Source organism: Prevotella sp. TCVGH (genome assembly GCF_023522295.1).
Lineage (GTDB): Bacteria > Bacteroidota > Bacteroidia > Bacteroidales > Bacteroidaceae > Prevotella > Prevotella timonensis.
The window spans coordinates 1-22,830 of sequence record NZ_QFFX01000046.1 but is presented as its reverse complement, the minus strand read 5'-3'; the positions used below and the strand labels follow the sequence as shown (position 1 = coordinate 22,830).

The 22,830-nt window shown below is 38.6% G+C and carries 18 protein-coding genes, 1 rRNA gene and 1 pseudogene; 6 read left to right on the top strand and 14 right to left on the bottom strand.

Annotated elements, in window-relative coordinates; genetic code table 11:
- Positions 1 to 88 precede the first annotated feature (88 nt).
- The 4 genes and pseudogenes from DEM91_RS12620 to DEM91_RS09100 form a co-directional block, all read left to right on the top strand.
- A pseudogene (locus DEM91_RS12620) lies at positions 89 to 571 on the top strand (bacitracin ABC transporter permease); the annotation flags it as partial.
- 590 nt (positions 572 to 1,161) lie between these two features.
- Positions 1,162 to 1,920, top strand: a complete 759-nt coding sequence (gene kdsA, locus DEM91_RS09110) for a 3-deoxy-8-phosphooctulonate synthase (RefSeq protein WP_249858708.1) — start codon at positions 1,162 to 1,164, stop codon at positions 1,918 to 1,920.
- A 35-nt stretch (positions 1,921 to 1,955) separates the two neighbouring features.
- Positions 1,956 to 2,930 (top strand): SIS domain-containing protein, encoded by a 975-nt coding sequence (locus DEM91_RS09105; protein WP_249858707.1) that lies wholly within the window; start codon positions 1,956 to 1,958, stop codon positions 2,928 to 2,930.
- 19 nt (positions 2,931 to 2,949) lie between these two features.
- The gene (locus tag DEM91_RS09100; protein WP_249858706.1) at positions 2,950 to 4,209 is read left to right on the top strand and encodes a phospholipase D-like domain-containing protein; all 1,260 of its coding nucleotides are present in this window, start codon (positions 2,950 to 2,952) and stop codon (positions 4,207 to 4,209) included.
- A 63-nt stretch (positions 4,210 to 4,272) separates the two neighbouring features.
- Here DEM91_RS09100 and DEM91_RS09095 read toward each other — a convergent pair whose 3' ends face one another.
- The 10 genes from DEM91_RS09095 to DEM91_RS09050 form a co-directional block, all read right to left on the bottom strand.
- Complete coding sequence (locus DEM91_RS09095; protein ID WP_249858705.1) at positions 4,273 to 4,872, bottom strand: helix-turn-helix transcriptional regulator; 600 nt, start codon at positions 4,870 to 4,872, stop codon at positions 4,273 to 4,275.
- 131 nt (positions 4,873 to 5,003) lie between these two features.
- Complete coding sequence (locus tag DEM91_RS09090) at positions 5,004 to 5,336, bottom strand: cupin domain-containing protein (protein WP_249858704.1); 333 nt, start codon at positions 5,334 to 5,336, stop codon at positions 5,004 to 5,006.
- Positions 5,337 to 5,492: 156 nt separating this feature from the next.
- Complete coding sequence (locus DEM91_RS09085) at positions 5,493 to 7,118, bottom strand: BACON domain-containing protein (RefSeq protein WP_249858703.1); 1,626 nt, start codon at positions 7,116 to 7,118, stop codon at positions 5,493 to 5,495.
- A 25-nt stretch (positions 7,119 to 7,143) separates the two neighbouring features.
- Positions 7,144 to 10,413, bottom strand: a complete 3,270-nt coding sequence (locus tag DEM91_RS09080) for a TonB-dependent receptor (RefSeq protein ID WP_249858702.1) — start codon at positions 10,411 to 10,413, stop codon at positions 7,144 to 7,146.
- A 243-nt stretch (positions 10,414 to 10,656) separates the two neighbouring features.
- Positions 10,657 to 11,862: an ABC transporter permease gene (locus tag DEM91_RS09075; protein ID WP_249858701.1), complete on the bottom strand. Its 1,206-nt coding sequence runs from the start codon at positions 11,860 to 11,862 to the stop codon at positions 10,657 to 10,659.
- Positions 11,859 to 12,503: an ATP-binding cassette domain-containing protein gene (locus tag DEM91_RS09070; protein ID WP_249858700.1), complete on the bottom strand. Its 645-nt coding sequence runs from the start codon at positions 12,501 to 12,503 to the stop codon at positions 11,859 to 11,861. The genes DEM91_RS09075 and DEM91_RS09070 overlap by 4 nt, the downstream gene beginning before the upstream one ends.
- Positions 12,504 to 12,506: 3 nt before the next feature.
- The gene (locus tag DEM91_RS09065) at positions 12,507 to 13,844 is read right to left on the bottom strand and encodes a DUF4836 family protein (RefSeq protein WP_249858699.1); all 1,338 of its coding nucleotides are present in this window, start codon (positions 13,842 to 13,844) and stop codon (positions 12,507 to 12,509) included.
- 15 nt (positions 13,845 to 13,859) lie between these two features.
- Complete coding sequence (locus DEM91_RS09060) at positions 13,860 to 14,588, bottom strand: RsmE family RNA methyltransferase (RefSeq protein ID WP_103003433.1); 729 nt, start codon at positions 14,586 to 14,588, stop codon at positions 13,860 to 13,862.
- A complete protein-coding gene (locus DEM91_RS09055; protein ID WP_249858698.1) occupies positions 14,585 to 15,148 on the bottom strand; it encodes a bifunctional nuclease domain-containing protein in 564 nt (187 codons plus the stop codon). Before DEM91_RS09055 ends, DEM91_RS09060 begins: the two co-directional genes overlap by 4 nt.
- The gene (locus DEM91_RS09050) at positions 15,145 to 16,389 is read right to left on the bottom strand and encodes an MFS transporter (RefSeq protein ID WP_249858697.1); all 1,245 of its coding nucleotides are present in this window, start codon (positions 16,387 to 16,389) and stop codon (positions 15,145 to 15,147) included. Before DEM91_RS09050 ends, DEM91_RS09055 begins: the two co-directional genes overlap by 4 nt.
- A gap of 414 nt (positions 16,390 to 16,803) precedes the next feature.
- Between DEM91_RS09050 and DEM91_RS09045 the strand changes: the two genes are divergently transcribed.
- Positions 16,804 to 16,941, top strand: a complete 138-nt coding sequence (locus tag DEM91_RS09045; protein WP_249858696.1) for a hypothetical protein — start codon at positions 16,804 to 16,806, stop codon at positions 16,939 to 16,941.
- 149 nt (positions 16,942 to 17,090) lie between these two features.
- On the opposite strand, the gene DEM91_RS09040 is transcribed toward DEM91_RS09045, so the two are convergent.
- From DEM91_RS09040 to DEM91_RS09030, 3 genes are all read right to left on the bottom strand, one after another.
- Entirely contained in the window at positions 17,091 to 17,891 is an 801-nt protein-coding gene (locus DEM91_RS09040) for a hypothetical protein (protein ID WP_249858695.1), read from the bottom strand.
- A gap of 5 nt (positions 17,892 to 17,896) precedes the next feature.
- A complete protein-coding gene (locus tag DEM91_RS09035; protein ID WP_249858694.1) occupies positions 17,897 to 20,026 on the bottom strand; it encodes a hypothetical protein in 2,130 nt (709 codons plus the stop codon).
- A 174-nt stretch (positions 20,027 to 20,200) separates the two neighbouring features.
- Entirely contained in the window at positions 20,201 to 20,404 is a 204-nt protein-coding gene (locus DEM91_RS09030) for a helix-turn-helix transcriptional regulator (RefSeq protein WP_375713363.1), read from the bottom strand.
- A gap of 831 nt (positions 20,405 to 21,235) precedes the next feature.
- Here DEM91_RS09030 and DEM91_RS09025 point away from each other — a divergent pair.
- A complete protein-coding gene (locus DEM91_RS09025) occupies positions 21,236 to 21,874 on the top strand; it encodes a hypothetical protein (protein WP_249858692.1) in 639 nt (212 codons plus the stop codon).
- 834 nt (positions 21,875 to 22,708) lie between these two features.
- Here the strand turns inward: DEM91_RS09025 and rrf are convergent.
- Positions 22,709 to 22,821 (bottom strand): 5S ribosomal RNA (gene rrf, locus DEM91_RS09020).
- Positions 22,822 to 22,830: the final 9 nt, after the last annotated feature.

Below are 22,830 nucleotides of genomic sequence, written 5' to 3'. Positions count from 1 at the left end.
TTCACGCTAAGTGAATGATAATGAACAGTTAATAAATTACAAATATTTTCCAATTATTTGGAAAGCAACATAGAAGAATTATGGATTTAGACTTCTTTTTACAAGACCAATTAGCAAGCTGACAATTTATTCGAGCAAAATAGTCTTCCTTTTAGAGATTAACTTTATTTCTTTCCTTATAGGTTATCTTGCTTTCCTTCTGTCTGGTTTTGCTCTGGATAAGTTATTACCTGGATATGAATTCTCCAGTTATAATGTTAATAACCTAATAGCTTCTTATTTTTCGTATTTGTTTATAGCACTTTCTGCTGTTTCATTTATACAATATTATCTTAGTTTGATTTTTAAGAGTTTTGTTTTACCTATTGGGTTTGCTAGCCTCATGACGATTTTTTGTATTATTGCTCAAAATAAAGATTATATCTACCTTATACCCTATAGTACAGTCTGGAGATTAAACTATTGTTTTTATAGCGGGATAATAAACTTTTCGAAAGGCGAATACGTAAACATAGCCTATGTGTTATTCTTTGTCGTTATCTCATTTTTTGTATTTATAAGGAAAAAATAAAAGATACCCTTCGGTGAGAAAATCAAATAATTAATTAAGAAATAAAACTTTAGAGATGTTACAGAAATTAGCACTTCAAAAGAGTATTTCATTAATACACTAGTGAATCTATTACTACAGATCTTCTGAACGAATTCAACTTTAGTATCATCAGATCTATACATGAAACAAAATGCAGTCCCTAGCGTAATATTAGGGTAATAATAACTTAACAACTTAAAATTATGAAAAAATTAAGCCTCAAATCCGCAACTAAGTCCTTGAACGTCCTTATTGTGTTTACACGTCCTCTCATTACTGAATTTGTAGATAATTTGAACTTGAAGCACCCTCTTCTGTCTACAATATCCCCTTACCCCACAATGTGACTTGAGGCAATACACAATATCATTCCCATAAGTTGGTCAGCATTAATTATCTTGTTATGCAGTGTAGTTCCAATTTTACAAACGCTGTTTAGTGGATGTTTTTTCGATGTAAAAATATTGGTCTTCAATGAAAGAGCTGTGCGTTTAGCGCAAACAAACGTTAAAGCTTTGGCTTTTATGCGTGATTTCTGTACCTTTGTAATCTAAATATCATTTTATTTTATGCATCCCATTTTTATAGCAGGCCCTTGCGTCATCGAATCGTGGGAACTGCTGGAAACAGTGGCTTCGAGACTGGTTGAAATCAATCAGCGCTTGGGTACAGAGATTATCTTCAAAGCGTCGTTCGACAAGGCAAATCGAACGTCTATACACTCATTTCGGGGTCCTGGTCTCGAAAAAGGACTGCAAATGCTGGAACAGGTAAAGAAAAAGTACCACCTGCGCATCACTACCGACATTCACGAAAGCTATCAGGCAGAAGCCGCAGGACAGGTGTGCGACATCTTGCAAATCCCTGCCTTCCTCTGTCGACAAACCGACCTGTTGGTTGCAGCCGCCAAAACGGGCAAGGTGGTGAACATCAAGAAAGCCCAGTTTTTGAGTGGAAAGGACATGAAATATCCCGTTGAGAAAGTACGTGAGAGCGGTGCCAACGAGGTGTGGCTCACTGAACGTGGTAACTGTTTTGGATATAACAACTTAATTGTTGATTTTAGAAATATTCCCGACATGCTCGAACTGGTAGACACGGTCATCATGGATTGTACCCACAGTGTGCAAAGACCAAGTGCGGGCAACGGAAAGACGATTGGCGACAGGCACTTTGTGCCTTCTATGGCAAAAGCAGCCAAAGCTTTTGGGGCGACAGGTTATTTCTTCGAGACGCATCCCACGCCCGATCAAGGTCTTAGTGACGCTGCTAACATGATAGCGCTTGACCAACTTGAGTTGATTATACAAGACTTGCTGAAAGCATAAACTATTCTGACACCAAGAGGAAACGATATTAGGATATGGACGAGAATACGAACAACTTACTGAAACAAACAAAAGATTTTGCTGCGCAATGTATCAAGGATGAAGCCCAAGCGTTGTTAGAACTCATCCCACAGTTAGATGAACACTTTGAAAAGGCAGTCGAACTGATGTTCAACTGCAAAGGAAAAATCATTGTAACGGGGGTAGGAAAAAGTGGTCATATCGGTGCAAAGATAGCCGCAACATTGTCCTCGACTGGTACTCCAGCGTTCTTTATCAATCCGTTGGATGTCTATCACGGTGATTTGGGAGTGATGACACCCGATGATGTGGTGCTGGCTTTGAGCAATAGCGGACAGACAGACGAGCTGTTGCGCTTTCTGCCCATGGTGCTACACATGAAAGTACCCGTGGTATCTATCAGCAGAAACGCCCACTCCCTACTGGCTAAATATTCCACAACCCATATTCTTTGCTCGGTGAAGAAAGAGGCTTGTCCGCTGAACTTGGCACCAACCAGTAGTACTACAGCAGCACTTGCCATGGGTGACGCATTGGCCATTGCCTTAATGAAGGTAAGAAAATTCAAGCCAAAGGATTTTGCACAGTTTCATCCAGGAGGTGAATTGGGTAAACGATTGCTCACCACAGCTGCAGATGTGATGCGTTCGGACAATCTTCCTATCATTCCCAAGGAGATGCATCTTGGTGATGCTATTATTCATGTAAGCAAAGGCAAATTGGGATTGGGTGTGTCGTTAGAGAACGAACAAGTAGTGGGCTTGATTACAGATGGCGACATCAGGCGAGCCATGGAGAAATGGCAAGCGCAGTTTTTCGACAAGACGGTGAGCGATATCATGACTACAAATCCGAAAACCGTAGCACCCAGTACAAAAATAACGGAAATACAACGAATCATGCATCAGTATAAGATACATACAGTGTTGGTGGTGGACGAAGCAAACCATTTATTAGGAATAGTAGACCACTATTCGTGTATGATTTAGTAAGACAAGGTAAGAAAATTTGAGGACAGTTTTATTTATTCTAAGTATAGCTTTTTGTGTCACCACAAGAGCACAATCATCCGATTCCATCATTGCTCAAGCGTTGTGCAAGGAAGGCGTTACATTCACACACGATAACAAGGTAACCCTTTTGACCAATGGACAAGAAAAGTTTGATGATCTGTTCAAAGCCATTGAGCAAGCCAAAAGTAGTGTACACCTCGAATACTTTAACTTCAGAAACGACTCGATAGCAAGCCTTTTATTTCAACTTCTTGAGCGAAAGGCAAGTGAAGGAGTTGAGGTGAGGGCACTTTTTGATGCCTTTGGAAATGCCTCGAATAACCGTCCCTTAAAGAAGCGACACATCGACTCCATACGTGCAAAGGGCATCGAGATTTATAAATTTGATCCTATTACCTTCCCTTGGGTGAATCATGCACTAAGCAGAGATCATCGAAAAATTGTGGTGATTGATGGTGAAGTGGGTTACACTGGGGGAATGAATGTGGCTGATTATTATATAAAGGGCACGAAACAAGTGGGAAAATGGAACGATATGCACTGTCGCATCGAAGGACTTGCGGTAAATACGTTGCAAAGTATTTTCCTAAAAATGTGGAACAAAACGGCAAAACAAAACGTACATGGTTCCAAGTATTTCAGAGGACACAGAAGTCGAGATTATATGGAAGGCTTAAACCCCGACACTTGTGCCTCTGCTGGGCATAAAACGGTTGGGATGATCAATCGTGAACCAAGAATAAGTAACAAAATCATACGGGACTTTTATGTTGAGGCAATCAATGCTGCTCGTGATAGTTTGAAGATTATCAACCCCTACTTCACGCTTAATCGTGGCATCAAAAAAGCGCTGAGAAATGCAATTCATCGTGGTGTGAAAGTAGAAATCATGCTTTCTACCAGCAGCGACATCCCCTTGACCCCCGATTGCGGATTTTATAATGCACATCAACTCATGAAGCAAGGGGCAAGGGTATGGATGTTTACCGATGGGTTTCACCATACAAAGGTGATGATGGTGGATGGAAAATTCTGTACCGTAGGGAGCGCCAACCTTAATGCGAGAAGTTTAAGGTATGACTATGAGAACAATGCCGTCATCCTTGATAGGTGTACAACGAAACAATTAGACCATCTTTTTGACCGAGACAAGAAATACAGTTTTCTGTTGACGCCAAAGAGTTGGGATGAGTTTAGGAGTCCATGGCAGAAATTTCGTGGTTGGTTTGCACATTTGTTAGCTCCTTTCTTGTAACCACAAACTTATCGGAATGCCCAAAAATAGGTCTGCAAGCAAATCTGTACAGACGCTGAACCATTATATATTGTTGATGTCTACATACCCATGCGTTACGGCGTAAATAGTTAAAGCAGAGACACTTTTCACCCCTAATTTCTCCATGATATTTTTGCGGTGGGTAATAACCGTTGTCATTCCGATATTTAATCGATCGGCTATTTCCTTGTTGATATACCCTTGGACGATTAAGGACAATACTTCTATTTCACGGTCGGACAGGACTTTTTTCTTTAACACTTTGGGTAAAGGTGGAAGGTGTTGCCCCGTACCATGCGCATGCTGTTCGAGCATGAGAACAGAGCGAACAAGTTCATCCTCTGGAACATTCACACAAATGCTATGAAACCCCGTTAGTTGGGTCATTGGATCATTAGAAGTGGTAAGGACAATGGTCTTTCTACGTCGGTCAAGAAAGAAGAGTCGATTCTCTAAAACAATGCTCACCGATACAAAATAGTGAAAGAAAGAATCTGGAAAGTTTTGACTCAATTCATCAAAGGAATTGAAAGTCGAAACTTCCATAATTGGAAACACATCCTGCAATATTTGCTGTAATCCTAAAATTGCAAGCGTATTGGAATCGATAATCGCAATTTGAGGACGCCCGTTTTTTATCATTTGTTTCTCCATAGCAACGACAAAGTTACCACTTCTTTTTGGGTTCTCGATAGAATTTTATCAACAATTAGTAATGCGAGGCATAAAAATGACACTATCATTGGCATACCTCAAGAGCAACTTTGTGTCAATTAGTGATGCTCTGGGACGATAGCAAAATATTTCACGTCAGTACTCGTAAGATTTTCCATATAGTGCTGGTGTCCCATCGGACAATAATGCACTTGTCCAGCATGCACAGTTTCAATCTCTTGATCGTAATGAAAGGTCAATGTTCCTTCCAACACATAAATAATTTCACAGTTTTGTTCGTGTGTATGTAGCCCAGAACTTGCGCCTGGCTTGAGTGTAGAGAGCATTATTTTGCACTTATCATCGGCAAAGCTGCGCATAAGGAGCTGACCGGCTCCGCCTTTGAAGCCTTCTATTGCCTGTTCGTCTATTTCATTGAAATCTATAACCATCTATTTACAGTCTTCTTTGGTTCTATGGCAAAGGTAAGAAAATTATGAAATACCACAAAGGAATCAAGCCAATTAATATGCGGCTGGACTTGTACCAGCCAAAAGGAGGGTGTGCTATGAAGCACACCCTCCTTGATTATTCTATGCAACAAGCGCTTACTGTTTTCCGATCCAGTTCTTGTCCCATATATTGAGCTGTTTTTTGGTTTTGTACACTGATGGGATGCAGATGACGTTAACCTTGCTGTCCTTAGCTGCCTGGATGTAATAGTAGATGTTCTTGCCGTTGTACTTGCCCGACCTTTGGTGGTTCAGGGCAAACGTGTTGGTGCCATCTGTCAACGCACCTGCACTGACAACCGCCGAGTACTTCACATTGATGTCCTTGCCCACAGTAGCGTCTTTGACAAGGATTAGGCGGCTCATATACTTGTTGTAGTCAGCCGCAAGCTGTGCAAGGGTCACCTCTATTGGCTTGGGCGTATCCCCTTTGGTTATCTTGGCCAGCCCAGTTCCAAGTTTGGTTGCCTCAGGCAGCCCATTGTATGCATAGCCTGAGCCCCACACACGTCCATTAATCACATCGCCCACGGCGAGCGTGGCGTCTCCACTGTAAAGCAACAGGCCACCTGTTGCGTCCTCGATGAAGATGTTGCTGCCATTCTTGTAGGTCACCTTAGCATCGGTGAGCATCACGTCGAAGTTCACCTGCTTTTTCTTGTCTGAGCTGGCAGCTATTGCTGTAGCGATACCCGCGATGCCGCCTGTAGCGGCAGGAGTAGTTCCCAGCTGAATGATGGAAACCGTCACCACAGACTCGTCATCCCCTTTGGTGCTCTTGAAAGTAAGCGTACCTTCACGATTCTTACCTGTTGTATTCTCTGAAGGACTGACGGTGAACACCAGGTCACCCTTCTTGTTTACCGAGTAGCCTGGCTCTATCGTCATCCAGTTGACATTTGACTTGAAACTCAAGCCCTCTCCTTTCTGTGTGATGGCGATGTTGAACGACTTTGCTTCCTTGCCGATAGTTTTACTTGTCTCTTTGCAGAGCAAGAGTGCCTTTTTCACTGAGATAAATGTGGCATTCTCAATCTCAATTGTTGATTTATAGGTCTTCCTAACACCTTCAACAGTGACAAGATCACCAGGAGCTATGTTGAACTTCTTCCAGTTGTATGCACCTGATGCATCCTTTGTACCATAGATATAGAGTTCGTTGCCCTCACCATCCACCATATACCAGTTGCCGTATGTAGTATTGATGATTTTCCCACACATACCTTTCACACGGTAGGTCTTGCTGTCAACGCCTGTCAGCACATCCTTCACGGTGCTTTCGGGCGTTGAAGAATTGTCTATCTGGGCAACAATGATATTCTGGTACTTGTCACCAGCCTTGATGCGGATTGTAACAGAACGCGTTGCGGTTGTTGCATCGGCAGAGAAGGATACCTCGGTAGTCCCTGCACCACCGCTAAGCTGCGACACCTTGACCCACTTGTTTTGCTTGGTTGCCATCTGGTTTGTTGGCACATCGTATTTCACGATACCCTTTTCATCATCAAGCGAGTCGGCCTTGACTGGAACCATGAAGTCCATACTCCAGTCTTCCGTGGCTGTAACTGTTATTTTCTGGGTGCCTCCCTTGGCATCTATTGCCACATAAGAGGAGGAAACCTGGACTGCATCTAACAGTGTGATGTCTTTATTGTCTTCACAGCTGGTGAACCCAAGAGCTATAAAGGCAACGAATGTAAGAAAAATATATTTTAGTTTCATGTTTTCAATTTTTCAACTATATGAATTAATTAAATGTATATTTAATACCAATGGAGGCATACCAGCATTGTCCGAGAGAGTAATTTGGTGTGAAAGTTTCTGTATTGCCATGAATAGATGCAGGCGTTGAATAAGTGGCATAACCTTCTTTGTCTACACCTTCGAATTTAAGGATACGTGCTTCAGCACCAATAGCAGGATTCAAATACTTTGCTACACCCCAACTGGAGTTGAAAAGATTCATGAGGTTCTTGACGTCACAACTGAGTTGCAGTTTGTGTTTGGTGTTACCAATGTTGACTTTGAAATCGTGCTTATAACTAAAGTCGATGCGGTGAACCCATGGAGAATACAGACTGTAAGCCTCTGCATATTCGCCCTGATGCTTTTTGAGATAGTTATTGTTATGCACATAATCCATGAAACGGGTCTTATCATCTTCAGAAACAAATCTGAAATCATTGTTCGCTACTTGTTCATCGGTAGGAATGTAAAGGGCATCGTAATTATATCCGTCGCTATTGATATCATTCACCGTCATGTAAGAGTAGTTGGCTCCGCCTCGCCATGCCTCGTAGAAGAAACCATAGTGATTACCACTCTTGTCATGAATGGTTGCAGATGCCATTAAGCGATCGGGAGTAACATACTGTGAATTGTGCAAACGAATGTGGTTAGGTCCTTCAACCGTAGGTACATAAGTAAATGCTGACTCAGCGTTAGAACCAGGCATACCTGTTACGTTCTTAGACACCGTGTGCGTATAAGCTGCTGTGAAATCCAACCATTCGGTAGGTTGGGTATTCAAAGTAATGTTTCCTATCCAACCATATCCACGACTGGTATTCTCAAGAACGAAGGCACTGGTGTTGGTATGATATCCTGTGGGATAAATAGGTCGGTTGTCTACACCGTTGAAGCGTGCAAAGCCTCCTACTGAAGGAATGCTCCAATCAGAGATAGAAGTCTCGTTGATGGATTTGTTGAAAATTAATTCGCCTGTCAGAGTTGCAGGAAAAGGAATCGGGAGTTGGTAATCAACTGCAATGGAAGTTTTCCATACCTGTGGCATCTTAAAATCAGAAGCGATTCCAGCCACAGACGAAGGCACTACACCATCTTCAGGCTTGACCGTTGTAGGATAACCTAAAGAAGCCAATTTTTCGTAAAGAGCGGCATGTGTGGCTCTCCCCTCTCCGTCTGTTACCAATCCACCAGCAAACTGTGTCATGTCAAAACCTCGCTTGGCTGCAATTCCTGCATTGATGTGTGCATTGTATTGCACCATACCACCATTGGTTGGCATGTTGGTAAAGAATACAAGTGGCAGGTTTCCTGCAAACAGTCCTGTACCACCACGTACTTTCAGCGTCTTATTACCCAAAACATCCCAGCTGAATCCAACACGTGGAGAGAATATCCAGTTGGCATTAGGCCACTTGCCAGTGTCAAGGTGTCGACCATTAAAGTCTAAGTCATTGATTGCTTTATTGGCAATCAAATCTTTGTTATCGAAGACTAAATTATCAATGCGCAATCCGTATGTCAACTTAAAGTTATCGGTCATTGACCATTCGTCTTGTGCATAGAGACTGTATTTGTTGGTACGTACACGAGCTGCGGGAGCTTTTTCGCCATCATATCCGTAGGTAAGGTTCACAATCTCAGGTGTACCTCCATTCAGAAAGTCATCTAAAGAAGTATAGCGATAATATCCAGTACCATTACGCATATAAGAGTTATCAGCCATTTTATATTCATAAGCCAAGCCTCCTATTATCTTATGATTGCCCAAGTAATAGGTCAACTCATCTTTCACATTCCATACATTGTTATGAACAGCGTTGTTCCAAGTAAACAACTCGTATCCAAGTGACAAATAAGCTTGTCCATCTTTAAGGATATCTATGAATGGGAATTCACTTGAATTGGTACCACGAACATCGTCCAATTTAGAATAAGTAGCCAATAATTGGTTTGATAAGTTTTCTGATAATCTACTATTCAAATCAAAGGAGAACGAATGTACCAAGTTATCCTTGGAATACATCGAATTAGCATAAGCCATAGACGCTTTTGACAAGCGACCTTCTGACATACGCGTACCACCGTCCATAGAAGAAGCATTAGGAGAAATCCAGTTTTGATTCTTTGTATAGTTATAACGCAAAGCCAAACGATGTTGGTCGGTAATGTTCCAATCGATACGTGCCAACAGCTTATAATTATTCTTGTCGGCAGGGAAATCGGCGTAAGAACCAGTGTCATAACCATATTTGTTTTTGACAAAATCTGACACTGTCTGCAAATCCTTCAAAGATGTACGAGAGATAAAGTTGTCAGGGTCTGCAATACCCTTAGCAGATCCTCTCCAACGGTTCACTATCGTAGGGATGTTAATAGCCTCGGCATTTACAAAGAAGAACAATTTATTCTTAAGAATTGGACCTCCGAGCGTAAAACCGTATGTGGTTTTCTGATCCTTTTCGCGAGCTCCAGATATTTGTTGCCTTTTTACAGCGTCTCCTCTGAGGTTCTCATTTTCATGATATACATATGCCGTTCCTTGAAACTGATTGTTTCCAGATTTGGTAATTGCGTTAACACCACCACCAATAAAGTTTGTTTGTCGTACATCGTATGGTGCAACAACCACTTGTAACTCTTCGATAGCCTCTATTGAAATAGGATTTCCTCCCCCAGGAAGTGAGGGACTCAAACCAAAATTGTTATTGAAGTTGGCACCGTCTACCGTAAAGTTCGCAGTACGACCGTCTACACCTCCAAAGCTCATACCGTTGCCACCATAGGGAGACAAGCGTGTAATATCAGTAATACTTCGGCTTACTGTCGGCAAATTTGCTATCTGCGACTTGTTGATGTTGGTAGAGGCACCTGTCTTTTCGGCAGCAAACTTCGAAGCCGTAGCACTTACAACAACCTCTCCTAACAGTGCTGCATCCTCAGAAAGCTCAACATTCAGGTTGTAAACTTCGGCCAATTGCAACTTAATGCCCGTGTAAGTCTTAGTTTGATAACCAACATAACTTACTGTCACCTTGTATGGTCCGCCTGTACGCATACCTTGAATATTGAAACGACCATCTACATTCGTCACTGCTCCATAACGCGTTCCAGAAGGTTCGTGAACCGCTTGAATGGTAGCACCGACGAGTTGTTCACCCGTTCCCTTAAGTGTAACCTTACCATTCATGGAAGAAGTTGTAACCTGAGCCATGATAGAATGACAAACTATCATCATCATGCTCACCAGAAAAAGAATTCTTTTCTGCATTTTGTTTGATAAATTTTAATGAATAATGCGGTAAAATATCGTGTAATACAGATTACGATTGCAAATTTAGCTAAAAATATCGATAAAGTTGTTACATTTTTATTAAAAATGTATGCAACTGAAAATTTATCTGCAGGATTCTTATAGAATAAGGGTTGTTGCTTGTGTTACCATTTATCTCAGAACTTTATAATTTGAAGAATTACACAGCAACAACGATCAAATATAAAAGAATATACGTATTCAATGAACTGTATTGCTCTTCCAGATGGATGCCATCTTATTTCGAATAATCCAACTGTTAATGGCTGTAACGCCTAATAATAGAACTACGCCCAATAAGCAAGTCGGACCAAGACCGCCATTATCAAGACTGGGCAACAGATTATACAATACATCCATGTACAAGGGGCGAACGATTGCTAAAATTCCTATCGCAAGTACGAACACAAGTCCATGGAGTGACAAGGTCAGAAGCTGATAAGGTTGGGCAACTTGTGATGGACTATATCCTATGAGCATCAAATTTTGTAGCTTAGAAGTATTTTTTTGTACCAAAAGATAAATGCTTAACATCAAAATATAAAAGCTCAATACGGATATGATTAATCCTATCATCATCACTATCACTACAATCAGGCGAAAGAAATAAGCCATCTTTTCTGCAGAAGAATTGCTGTTTTCTACTTCATATCCTTTTTTTTCTAAGTATTGTGAGAATTGTGTATCTGTGGGATTCGCTACATCTACGATGAGTCGATTAGGTCCATTTTGAGGAGTTGACGAGAATCTTTGGTTACTCCAAGCCATAAAACTTTCAGGAACTAAGATGGTACTAAGTTGGCTGGAGAAGCCTATCACCTTTCCTTTTAGTGTTAGTTCTTGTCCATTTCCACGGATATGGATTTGTACATCAAGCATACCCACTAAACCTTCAGAAATCTTTGGCAGCGAATGATTTCTTGCATAGCCGAAGTTATACATCGCCAAATACGATTTAGGGAATATGATAGGCACGATATCGTCTTTCCCGTCATACTTCCACTCTGATAAAGGAACATTTACAAAAGCGTCTGGAATGCTTTCAAAAAAGAACTCGGAGTCAAAGAGACGATTTCCTTGTACATCCATACTTACCTCTGATTGATAATTAGCTGAATGAAAGGAACCCACTTTTTGTATAAATGGTTGTTGAGAAAGATGATTTATTTCTGATGAGGAAAAATTGTTTGTCCTACCAGTAAACGATGTATTGGTATCTATACGTTTACTGATAACGAGATAATCGCTCTTCATGAAACTGTCTTTATCTTGAAAGAAAGGCAAAACATCACGGTAGAATTGGTAGCCAAACAACACAATAAACATCCCAAAAAGACTTGCAAAAAAGAACCCAACAAATTGTGGGATACTCATATTCTGCTTCAGCAGTTTCCAAACTAACTTCATAATCGTATCATCTTATCGTATAAAGCAAGCATGTGTTTACCGATACTGGTAATAATGACACCTGCTCCTTGCTTGTTTACTTCTGTCATCATGAGGTCTTGCATCACCTTCGCATTCATATCGTCAAGATGACTAATGGGTTCATCTGCCAACAAGAAGTCGAAAGGCTGAACTAAGGCACGCATCATTGCCACTCGCTGCTGTTGTCCAAAAGACATTTTAGAGACTTGAACATTCGTCTTGTCTGCAATACCTAATGCTTCGAACCAGCCCATTATCTCGCTCTTCGATTTATACTTGGTCATGTTATTCTTAATCTCAACATTCTCCCACGCCGTCAATTCTGGAAATAGTCGAAGTTCTTGAAACATATAACTGATATGATGTCTTCGAATATCTATCCAATGACGAATATTGAAACTGCGAATGTCCTGTTGATCAAACAAGATACAACCAGCATAATCGTGTCTATACCCTATCACATAACTGCAAAAAGTACTTTTTCCTTTGCCAGAATGTGCTTCAATCAGGTAATTCTTACCTTTCTCTAAAGTGATATGTTTGTTCCAAACTTCGGATTGCAAGCCTTCCGTTTTTTCAAAAACGTGTGGCATTACATGGTCAAAAAGAATCGATTCCACGAGTTAATTGAGTTTATACACGAGGGTATGTATGTTTCCAAAAACAGGTCTGAGCAAATCTGTTATCATGCTAAGCCTTTCGTTACGATAATCCCTCACATTGATAATCATCACCATCTTTTCACCCTTTATCTGATGGAGTATTGAACTCTCAAACGGATGATTGGATGCCTTTATTGAATTGGATGCCTCTTGCGGAGTTGCTCCACTGTAAAATTGCAGATTGACAGTAACACCAAAGAAAAATCTTGTTTTGCCATTCGTATATACAAAAGCATGCTTGTTCCAATCTGTTAGCTTCCCACCCGTAGGTACAGATTGCTTCCAGTAATCTACATCTGCCAACCATTTGGAGTGTGCTAATTGAGCCGCCATCGAGATACTGATGTTTTGCTGCTCATATTGAGGAATCACCACACTCATATCTCCGTTGACACTTCGAATAATATTATCCAAATCAATGGCTTGATTGATTCCAGTCAGTAGCACTTGTAAGCTTTTATTATTCTGCAATATGGGTAAAAACTGCTTGCCATCTACGTTAACAAACATCCCAAACAATGCTGTATCTGGCATTGCTTCTATGTATTTGCCTTGAATAGGACGATAAATCTTTTTCGACTCCTGTATCGTTTGGTTAATACGCTTATTCCACGAAAACGGTGAACCTTCTACATACCAACATCCCTTCTCTACTTTCATCTTGGCAGCTATCAAGACATCTGTTGTCGTTGCATCCTTTGGAGCTCCAAGCATCAAAGGGGCAATGATTTTATCGGGCAAGGCTTGTGCTTGTGCCACTAACGTCATAGGACTGTCCAAAGAGTCTAAAACTTGGTATATCGGTGACGCCAAGATACTTTCTTCTTCGTCTTGTTGCAAGTATTTGGCAATGGTGGCTTTCGCTTCTTCTTGCTTCGTCAGTGGAATAGGTCCCATGATTAACAACGACTGCTTGTTATATCCCACCATCCACGAATCACGAATTGTAGAAAAGAACGCATCCCTAAATGAAACGGATTCACTCCCCATACGTTGGAGCATCGTTGATATTTTGTCAGCATTATCCACTTTAGCACAAATACCAAGATTTCCATCAGGAGATGTAAAAAGATAAATCTTTTGCGTGAAGTCTATCCCACTCTCATCAAGATTTTTCATCTTAAGAATGGTTCTGAGGAGTGTTTTATTATTGATGCCACTCATCTGACTGGCATCAAAAGATACCAATGCGGTAGACTCCTTAGGAATGGCTTGCTGATAGCTTTCATTTGCACATCCTGTGAATAACAACACAGAGAAGATGATTGCTACTAAAGAATAGGTGTAAGAGAATTTCATTGTTGAAATAAGAGTTTATGGATAAGTACGTCTAAACATTTGAGTCATTGCAACAGCCATCAGTCCAGCGGTTTCAGTGCGAAGTCGGTTTTTTCCAAGTGAGATTGATTCAAACCCTGCTTGCTCGGCTAATTTCACTTCGTCAACAGAGAAATCACCTTCAGGACCTACCAAGATAGTTATATCGTCATCGTCTGTCATTTGGTGGAGCGTAGTAAGCAAATCTTTGCGTTCAATCTCTGGGTAGCAGTGTGCTATATAGCGATGTCCAGTGGTTTGATGATGAATAAAGTTCTTATACGAAACCATTGGATTAACAATTGGCTTCCAAGGTTTTCTACTTTGTTTCATTGCCGCTATCACAATCTTTTCTAATCGGATTGGACGTATCTGTTTGCGTTCAGAAAATTGACAATTCAAGAACGTGATTTCATCAAATCCTACCTCTGTCATCTTCTCAACCATCCATTCTATACGCTCCATCGTCTTGGTAGGTGCAATTGCCAAATGTATATGTCCACGCCAGCTTTTTTGTTGCGGTAGAGTTTCCTGTATTTCATAGAAGCAATGCTTGGTTGAAGCAATTGTAACTATTGCTCGATAAAAATTTCCAACGCCATCCATGAGAAACATCTCATCTCCACTCGATAATCTTAGTACGCGTAACGCGTGGAGTGCTTCACTTGTAGGAAGTTCGTTAACGTGGTCGGCATCAGGAACAAAAAAATATCTAACTTCTTTCATTTTTTGTCATCTGTATCAAGTAAATTGCGTCTTTTCATTTCGTCTCTCAAGTGTGATGCCATTTCGTAATTTTCTTCTTCAATGGCTTTATTTAATGCTTTTCTCAGCATATCATCAGTCAGCGTGTTGAGAGGAATAGACATCCCTTTAGAATCCTTCTTAAAAGCAACACTTTGTTTCTTCATCAAATTCTCATCCATATAAATGGGCGTTTTACTAATCAAGGAGAGCAACAAAGCATCGCTCACCCTTATCGTATAAGGCTCAAATGACGAATTGTTCATCAACATACACCGATATTGACCATCTATCACATCATGGATAAGAATTTCAAAGTCTGCAGTTGTTTCACTCCGCACTACGTGCCATAGCACCTCTGGCAATAACAAAGGTGTAATAGGGATATTTTGTATTCGTAACTGCAACTGGTACAACATCTGATAGTCGCAAGGAATAGCGATTTGGCGTTGCTCATTTTCATCTACAAGTACCACCAATCCCACATCCTTGTTACCCACTATTTCTGTCACACTTTTAACAGTTAGCCGTACCTTATTCATACTTTCACTTCTTTTTTAGGTCTAAACATGAAACCAAAGCAAATGCCTACTACCAAAGCATAGCCTGCAAAAATATACCAGCATATAGGCCAATTCGTCACGCCATTCACCGTATGCGAAGTAACAACAGCTTGCGCAGCAAACGAACCTGCCGTGGCACCTATTCCATTGGTCATCAACATAAACAATCCTTGTGCACTGGAACGAAGAGAGTGTGGTGTAGCTTGGTCTACATATAGCGACCCACTAATATTAAAGAAGTCAAATGCTACACCATATATAATCATAGAAAGCAAAAACATCCACACGCCACTCCCAGGATTACCTAAACCGAGTAAACCAAATCTGAGTACCCAAGCAAACATCGCTATCAACATCACATTCTTGATGCCATACCTTTTCATAAAGAAAGGAATCATCAAAATGCACAGCGTCTCACTCACTTGCGACAAAGAATATAAGATAACAGGGTATTTTACACCAAACGAATCAGCATAGGCTGGTATCGATTTGAAACTTTCTATAAAGGGAGTGGCAAAACCGTTGGTTATCTGCAAACTTACTCCTAATAACATGGAGAAGATAAAGAAGATAGCCATGTGTTTATCCTTAAACAAGGAGAAAGCGCGCAACCCAAAAGCATCCACCAAAGAGGTAGCTTCATGATGTTTACTGACAGGACATTTGGGTAAGGTAAAGGTATATAAGAAAAGAAGTACACTCAAAACCCCACTCACCACAAATTGGTTTTGGTTGCTCTTAAATCCCATAATATCTACAAACCACATGGCACAAATAAATCCGATGGTGCCAAAGGTACGAATGGGTGGAAAATCTTTAATCGTATCCATCCTTGCTTGTGTCAGCGCAGTGTATGCTACCGAGTTGGATAAGGCTAAGGTCGGCATATAAAACGCTACACTCAACGAATACAATGTAAAGAGAACACCAAACTCTGCCGCACTACCTTGCATATATCCATAATAAGCAGCACCAAACATAAACAACCCCGCAAGCAAGTGACACACCCCCAAAAGTCGTTGTGCGGGTATCCACCTGTCGGCAATGATACCCATCAATGCAGGCATAAATATAGACACGATGCCCTGCATGGCGAAAAAGATTCCGATATTTGACGCCATTCCAATGTTCGTCAAATAAATGCCCATACAGGTAAGATATGATCCCCAAACGGCGAACTCCAAAAAGTTCATGGCCGCCAAACGCACTTTTAAGTTCATGGTTGTCTCTTTTCGTTGTTTTATTGATGATGCAAGCCGAAGCCAAACAAGCTCTGCTTGATTTAATACAAAGGTACGCTAATTGTAACAACTCACAAAATAAATGAGTATTTTTTAAGTCTCATCTCACGACTCTTGCCGGGATTAAAGAATGTTAATTTAAGTTTTCTGACTTTTTATATCTGTAATTCAATTAATTTTTCAAATTTACAATTATTGTGCGTACCAATTTGAACAGGCAAAGAATACCCTGACGCATATTCAAAGGTGTGCAACAAGCCCGAAAAATATTTGTTTTGTTGAATACAAACACAAGTTTTTCGGGCAAAGGTAGCAAAGCAGGAAGACCAAACAGACACGGCTAATGTTTGATACTTACTATAATCCGATAGTTGGAGGCACACATACGATGTGATGTGCAAAGTGAGCGCAGAGGAAATCAAGGATAACATCATCTGCTATGGTCTCCCTGAGGATGCAACAGATGATGTAAAGAAAGTTGCCAAGCAATTGGAAAAAGAAGAGGTTGGAGCTCAAAAAGAAGAGCAATAATATAATTGAGGACGATGATATCTACCTTTACATTATAGGTGATACAATCACCAAAAGCTCTCTTTTTCGGGCAGAAGGTAAATCTTAATTGTCAGAATTTTACCTCTTACCCGATTGTTGAACAACTGAATCCACTTTAAAAGCTATAGTTATTTTATAATATAGCCGTTTTTGCTCAATCTTCTGTAAATAGAGCCACTTTGGGCATTTTTTATAAAATTGGGCACAGCCTTTTTGAGATAATTCATTACAAGAGTTGCTTTTTCGTGAGAATTAATATTCTGTTTGTTTAGTATAGTTAATTCCTTTTCTAAAGGTTTACTCTTGGTACTATCAAGCATACGCAAAGAAATTATGATATGACTTACTATTGTATTTACGCTTGCGACACCTACAAAAACACGATTGTCAGGTTGCTGATCGCCTAATAAGTGTACATTATAAGCCATTGATGCAAAAAACTGGGCATATTTCGCATCATTTCCACCATGTGCGAATCCAAATACTTTCTCTGTTTCTTCGTTTATTTTATGATTTCTTTTTTTCTGTTCAGATTTAACTAATAACTTTATTTCATTTATAGTTTTTTCTTCATCGATATAATTTAATCTACAATAGGTTCTTATATGTCTTTCTAAGTATGGGCTCCATGGTTCTGCGTTATATGCCCAATGAAATAGCAGTCGGTGATAGTTTGGAGTTGCAATCTTGAAGTTCTGATATTTATCTTCTAAAAATCGATGGAAAATGGTATTATCTATCATATCAGAACTGATAAATTTAGTCCAACTTTTGTTTGAGCGTGTATCTTTACTTCTACTAAATAGCTTAATATTGTATTCAAATCCAAAAACAGCCATCATATCTTCACAGTGTGCAATAAATGAACTGTGTGCCATTACTCTAATGGCACATGCAAAAATCAAGAATGCAAAGATTGTTCTTTTCATCAAATTCATTTAAAAATATTCTTAATATAAGTCCACGTAGATTCCCACCAAGACACTTCGTCAGCAGAATTGTTATCTAAATTTTTATCTTTAATGGTATTATCTTCTTTTTTCGCATCATCATTCGAAGAGAGCATACCACTTATAGAAGACCATATCTTATTCCACCAAGAAGATTGATCATTTATTTTTTCTAGTTTTTTATCAGCTTTTTCAATATATAGATATTCATTCTTAGCATTAGAATTTGCGAACGAACACTTCTTGCCGTCATATATAATATATGGTGTAAATGTATTTAGATCATCATTATATTTGTATACTACTTGCAGCTCATTCGCAAATACCAATCTCAGATAATAACCTTTTTGAAGGGCTGAATGATGAACTTTATACATAAGTGTATCACCATAAAACTCTACTGCTAAATCTTCAGAGCTCTTACTTAATTCCTTGTTTATTTCACTAATTTTACTAAAAGAAAGGTCTGTTCCTGATTCTGGCAGTGCATGATCTTCACAAAAATCAATGATATCATCAATATCGCTTTCTGTCAGAGTAAATTCACTTTGCCTTGGCCATGACTCTTCTTTGATCTTAGCTAAATCAAGATTTGCTTTTAATTTATACGTACCATCACTTAATGTCTCTACATACAAGAACTTAAGGTTTTTGTTTGCTTGAAAACAATCAACATCATTAATTTCATCTTCTGCTATTGAATTGCAATCTGTAGCTTTTAATTGATGAATAACAACCTTTTTATTGTCATGTTCTTCCAAATACATGTATACGTCATTTAACGAAAAAAGAGTTTTGTTAGACAATAACAAATGAAAATCATCATTAAATTTCTTTCCAATCCATAACGTATACCATGTCCTTTTATAACAATCTGTAAAATTCAAAATCCGATTAATTTGCTGCCAAGGATTTGATTGAGAATAAATTAAATAAGTCAAAAAGGAATCAAAACTAACGGAAGGCGTATGTTTAAATATGTCAAGTATTGCTCGATAAACAGAAGGAAATGATTTTGCATATGGTAAAAGATTTGCGGCAGCCATGAACAAAACATCTCTATCTGATGCTTCCGGATCATCTATACCTACTCTTATTAATTGGAAACCTTTTTCGGTTTGTCTTAATTCGTAAATATAAATCATTGCACATTGAAGAACAGCAGCACTATTGCTAGGTAAATTTTTAATTGCAACAGAAACAAGTTCTTCTTTTTCACTAGGTGAAAGGGACTGATCATATGTTAACATAGCTAATGCAATACAACCGCTTCTTTCATCATATCGAAGAATTGGTGTTCTTTTATACATCTGAAGATATACTGAGAATTGCAGTTTTGCATTTGAATAATCACCCTTATCTAAATAGGCCATACCTAAATGATAGTAATATTCTGGTATTCGCTTATATACTTCATAGTTATCTTGCAAAAGTCTTAGCCTTCTAGAGGCATCAGCAATTGTAATATAGTCATTGAATAAGTTTGCTGTTGCTTCGGTTAAACGGTCGCTCTCGTTTAAATGGTATTTGTTATATAAATCAAAGACTATTCCTTGAGCTGATTTGCGTAGCTCACTTATTGTTTGCATATCTTCTTTGCGTAGTTCCCACATTGCTTGAAGTTCCTCAATGTTCTGTTCACCCTGCATGGATTTATATTCAACAACAGATCGTGCAGCAGAAAGTAACGATTGAAAAGCTAACTGTGGACCGAATCCACCAGTACCTGTCAAAAGCATTGTTGGACTCAGTGCATTAGAAATAGCAGACCATTTCACATTATCTCTTTTTATGGACTGAATTCGCCTCATTAAATTTCTTTCTTCTTCCGTTATTTCAAACTTACTAATAGCATCCATTAAGTCAATTCTAAAATCCTTGATTTCAGGAAGACCAATAATTTGCTGCATTGTTAGATTATTAATAAGCTGATCAGATTCATGTTCAAGAACAGACATAGACTTACTATGGACAATATTAGTCAAACTATTTATGCAGTAATTCATTTGAGCTACTACATTTTCATCATTTGTCATACTATTGCCCTGTCCCCATACTTGGGTAAAAGATAGACTTAATACAATTAACGCGTATGTAATTTTTTTAAGAAACATGCTAAGGTCTTTAAGAATGAATTATTCGATAATTTTACTTTTTTCAAAACTTGCAATGAATTTGACTGTGGCAATAAAATGACGCATGCCAAACATAAAACATAAAGTAACAATCTTCACTTTGCTTAGATTTTCAGAAACTAGTAAATTAATAATTACTGTACTCCGACATTATTACTTTGTTGGCCAAAGTAATTCCGTCACATTAACGTCAAGTAACATTGCTGTTTCTCTCAGGGTTTCTAAATTTGGTTGCATGGTGTTAGTACACCATTTCGAAACTGTACCTTCATCTTTGCCAAGTTTGTTTGCCAACCATCTATTAGTTTTCTTCTTTTCTGCGAGAACAACTTTAAGGCGATTAATATCTTTAATCATATTCATTAGATTTTTCTGCAAAAGTAGGTTATTAAACTTATTGCACCAAATTAATTAAGAGTTATTATTCAAATATTATAAGAATCTCGTCAAATATTTGAATTATAGTTCAATCTTTAACTGTAAAAAGACCAATATTTGACATTACTGATTATGCTTGAAGAGAAAAAAAAGCTTAATTATGCAGGACACTTACGATAACACTAAACCTATATACCGTTTATAACACTTTACGAGTATTTGAAAAATATGCAGAAGTACTTTTGAACAAGATGGCGCATGATTTATACAAGAAAGGCGCACCACACATGGCATACTTTTTAAAAATGATTGCACTCTGATGAACACCCAAGATAATGCCTTAATACGATTTACATATTTAGTATTTTTATAATCGAGTAGAAGGTAAACAATAATCATAGGTGTTTATCTCCTACTTTCGAGTTCACCGACCTCTCACACCACCGTACATGCAGTTCCGCATACGGAGGTTCCTATTTTGGGTGCTATTCGAGATACGCCTCCATTAAAGTTGCATACCCTGCTGAGCATAGTTTATTATTTATTGCTGTCTGGTAAAAGAATATCAATATAAAATAAATGCCAGACCAAGAAAAATATTGGGATTCAGAATATCAAGTGAGACTTTTTTCTTAAATTTGCAAACATAGTTGAATTTTGAAGCTGAATCTACCCACACTTTGACAGTTAAAGATGCAAGATTGGTGGGTATTTATAAAACGCTTGATAAAAAAATTCATGATTACGTAGTAACCAATGTTCGTTTCAACAAATAGTAATTGCAAAACAATCAATAAATTAACATTCTCTATGAAGAAACTACTTATTTTACTTCTCATCTGGAGTATTCTTCCTGTCATCGCTCAAAGTAATAAAGATTTTAATAATTATATCAGTCATTTTATGCCATGTGAGCAAAAAGAATTTAACGCCTATTTTTTCTCCAAAGACAGTGTGGAAATTAACAAAAATACCGTGTCCAAATATCTTCCAAAGAAACTAAACTGTAATTGTACAACAAAAGGTTTATGGTATAGGTATGGTCGGAGAATACCTTCAAACAAATATGTCATTGTATTTGTTTCGAAGTTATGTGATATTCCGCATATCAATGAATATCCTTATGCTGAAGACGTTTTGTTGGTGTACTCAAAAACAGGGAAACTAATTGATTTTGAAACTATTTCACATGGTAGCGATATTCATGCTGTGGAATTTTTTGGAACCATTCATCCGTTCAAGATAATAGTAGAACAAGGCGTGATGAATAATCCAAACGATATGAACAAAGTGGAATCGCCTCATTGTACTATTCAAATCTATGAATATACCATAGGTGAAAATGGAAAAATTAATAAGAGAATTGTCCAAAAGAACATATCTGGTCGTATGGTATATTCTAAAGAAAGAATTTTCTGTAAATTTATAACTAATTGTTCGACAGAGTAATATATTATTTATACCTTAACATAACCCTCCAGCACGTCCCCATCAAGAGAAGAATCGAAATAAAGTCTTAAAAAAACTTTGTGAAGTTACAAAACTCTAACTATAACATTAACTTTGATTATTACGGAGTTCAATATTTTATAAACTTATCCTAATAACTTTGTAAAAAGTAAAATTTGACGCATCTATTCCCAACTTCCACTTAAGGAGTTGGCAGCTAAGCATAAGAATCGTAGATCACAAGAAAAAACGCAGCACAAAAGAAACTGAAACGAGACAGCATCACTTGTACCAAGATTTTTGTTTAATGATTATTTAATGAGCATCTATGTATAAAATTATAGCAAGTTTATATCGTTATAACATGAAGGGATTTAATAAGAGTATCCCGTATTTTGCTACGCTAAGCAACATCCTCGTGCTTTTTATATTTATTTACTTTCTAATAATAGTTCTATTAGATACCAAGAGTATATTTGATATTTGGCATGCAGATTCGAAAGGAGAAATGTATCTAATAGGTGCACTTTTAGTTGTACCCTTATATTCTTTGGCGTGGTTTTTATTTCCTGAACGAAAAATGAAAGAACACGAGGCGTTACTGACAAAGAAAGAATATCGATTGGGATTATTCTTTTATGTTTTCTTGGTAATATTCCTGATGGTTCTTTTATTCATTGTCGCTAAGGCAAGGGTATAAAGAAGTATTTAAAGTTTGTAAGCATCACACCGTGCATCCTTTCCAACTATTCACGCCGTGCCACCCTATATCTCTGTAGCCTATAAACAAAAAAAACCTCCAGTATCGGTTGAGACACTGGAGGCGTGAAGTAAAAAAGGCAGCTACCTACTCTCCCACATTGCATTGTAGTACCATCAGCGCAAGCAGGCTTAACTTCTCTGTTCGGAATGGGAAGAGGTGGAACCCTGCCGCTATAACCACCTGATAAAGGGGT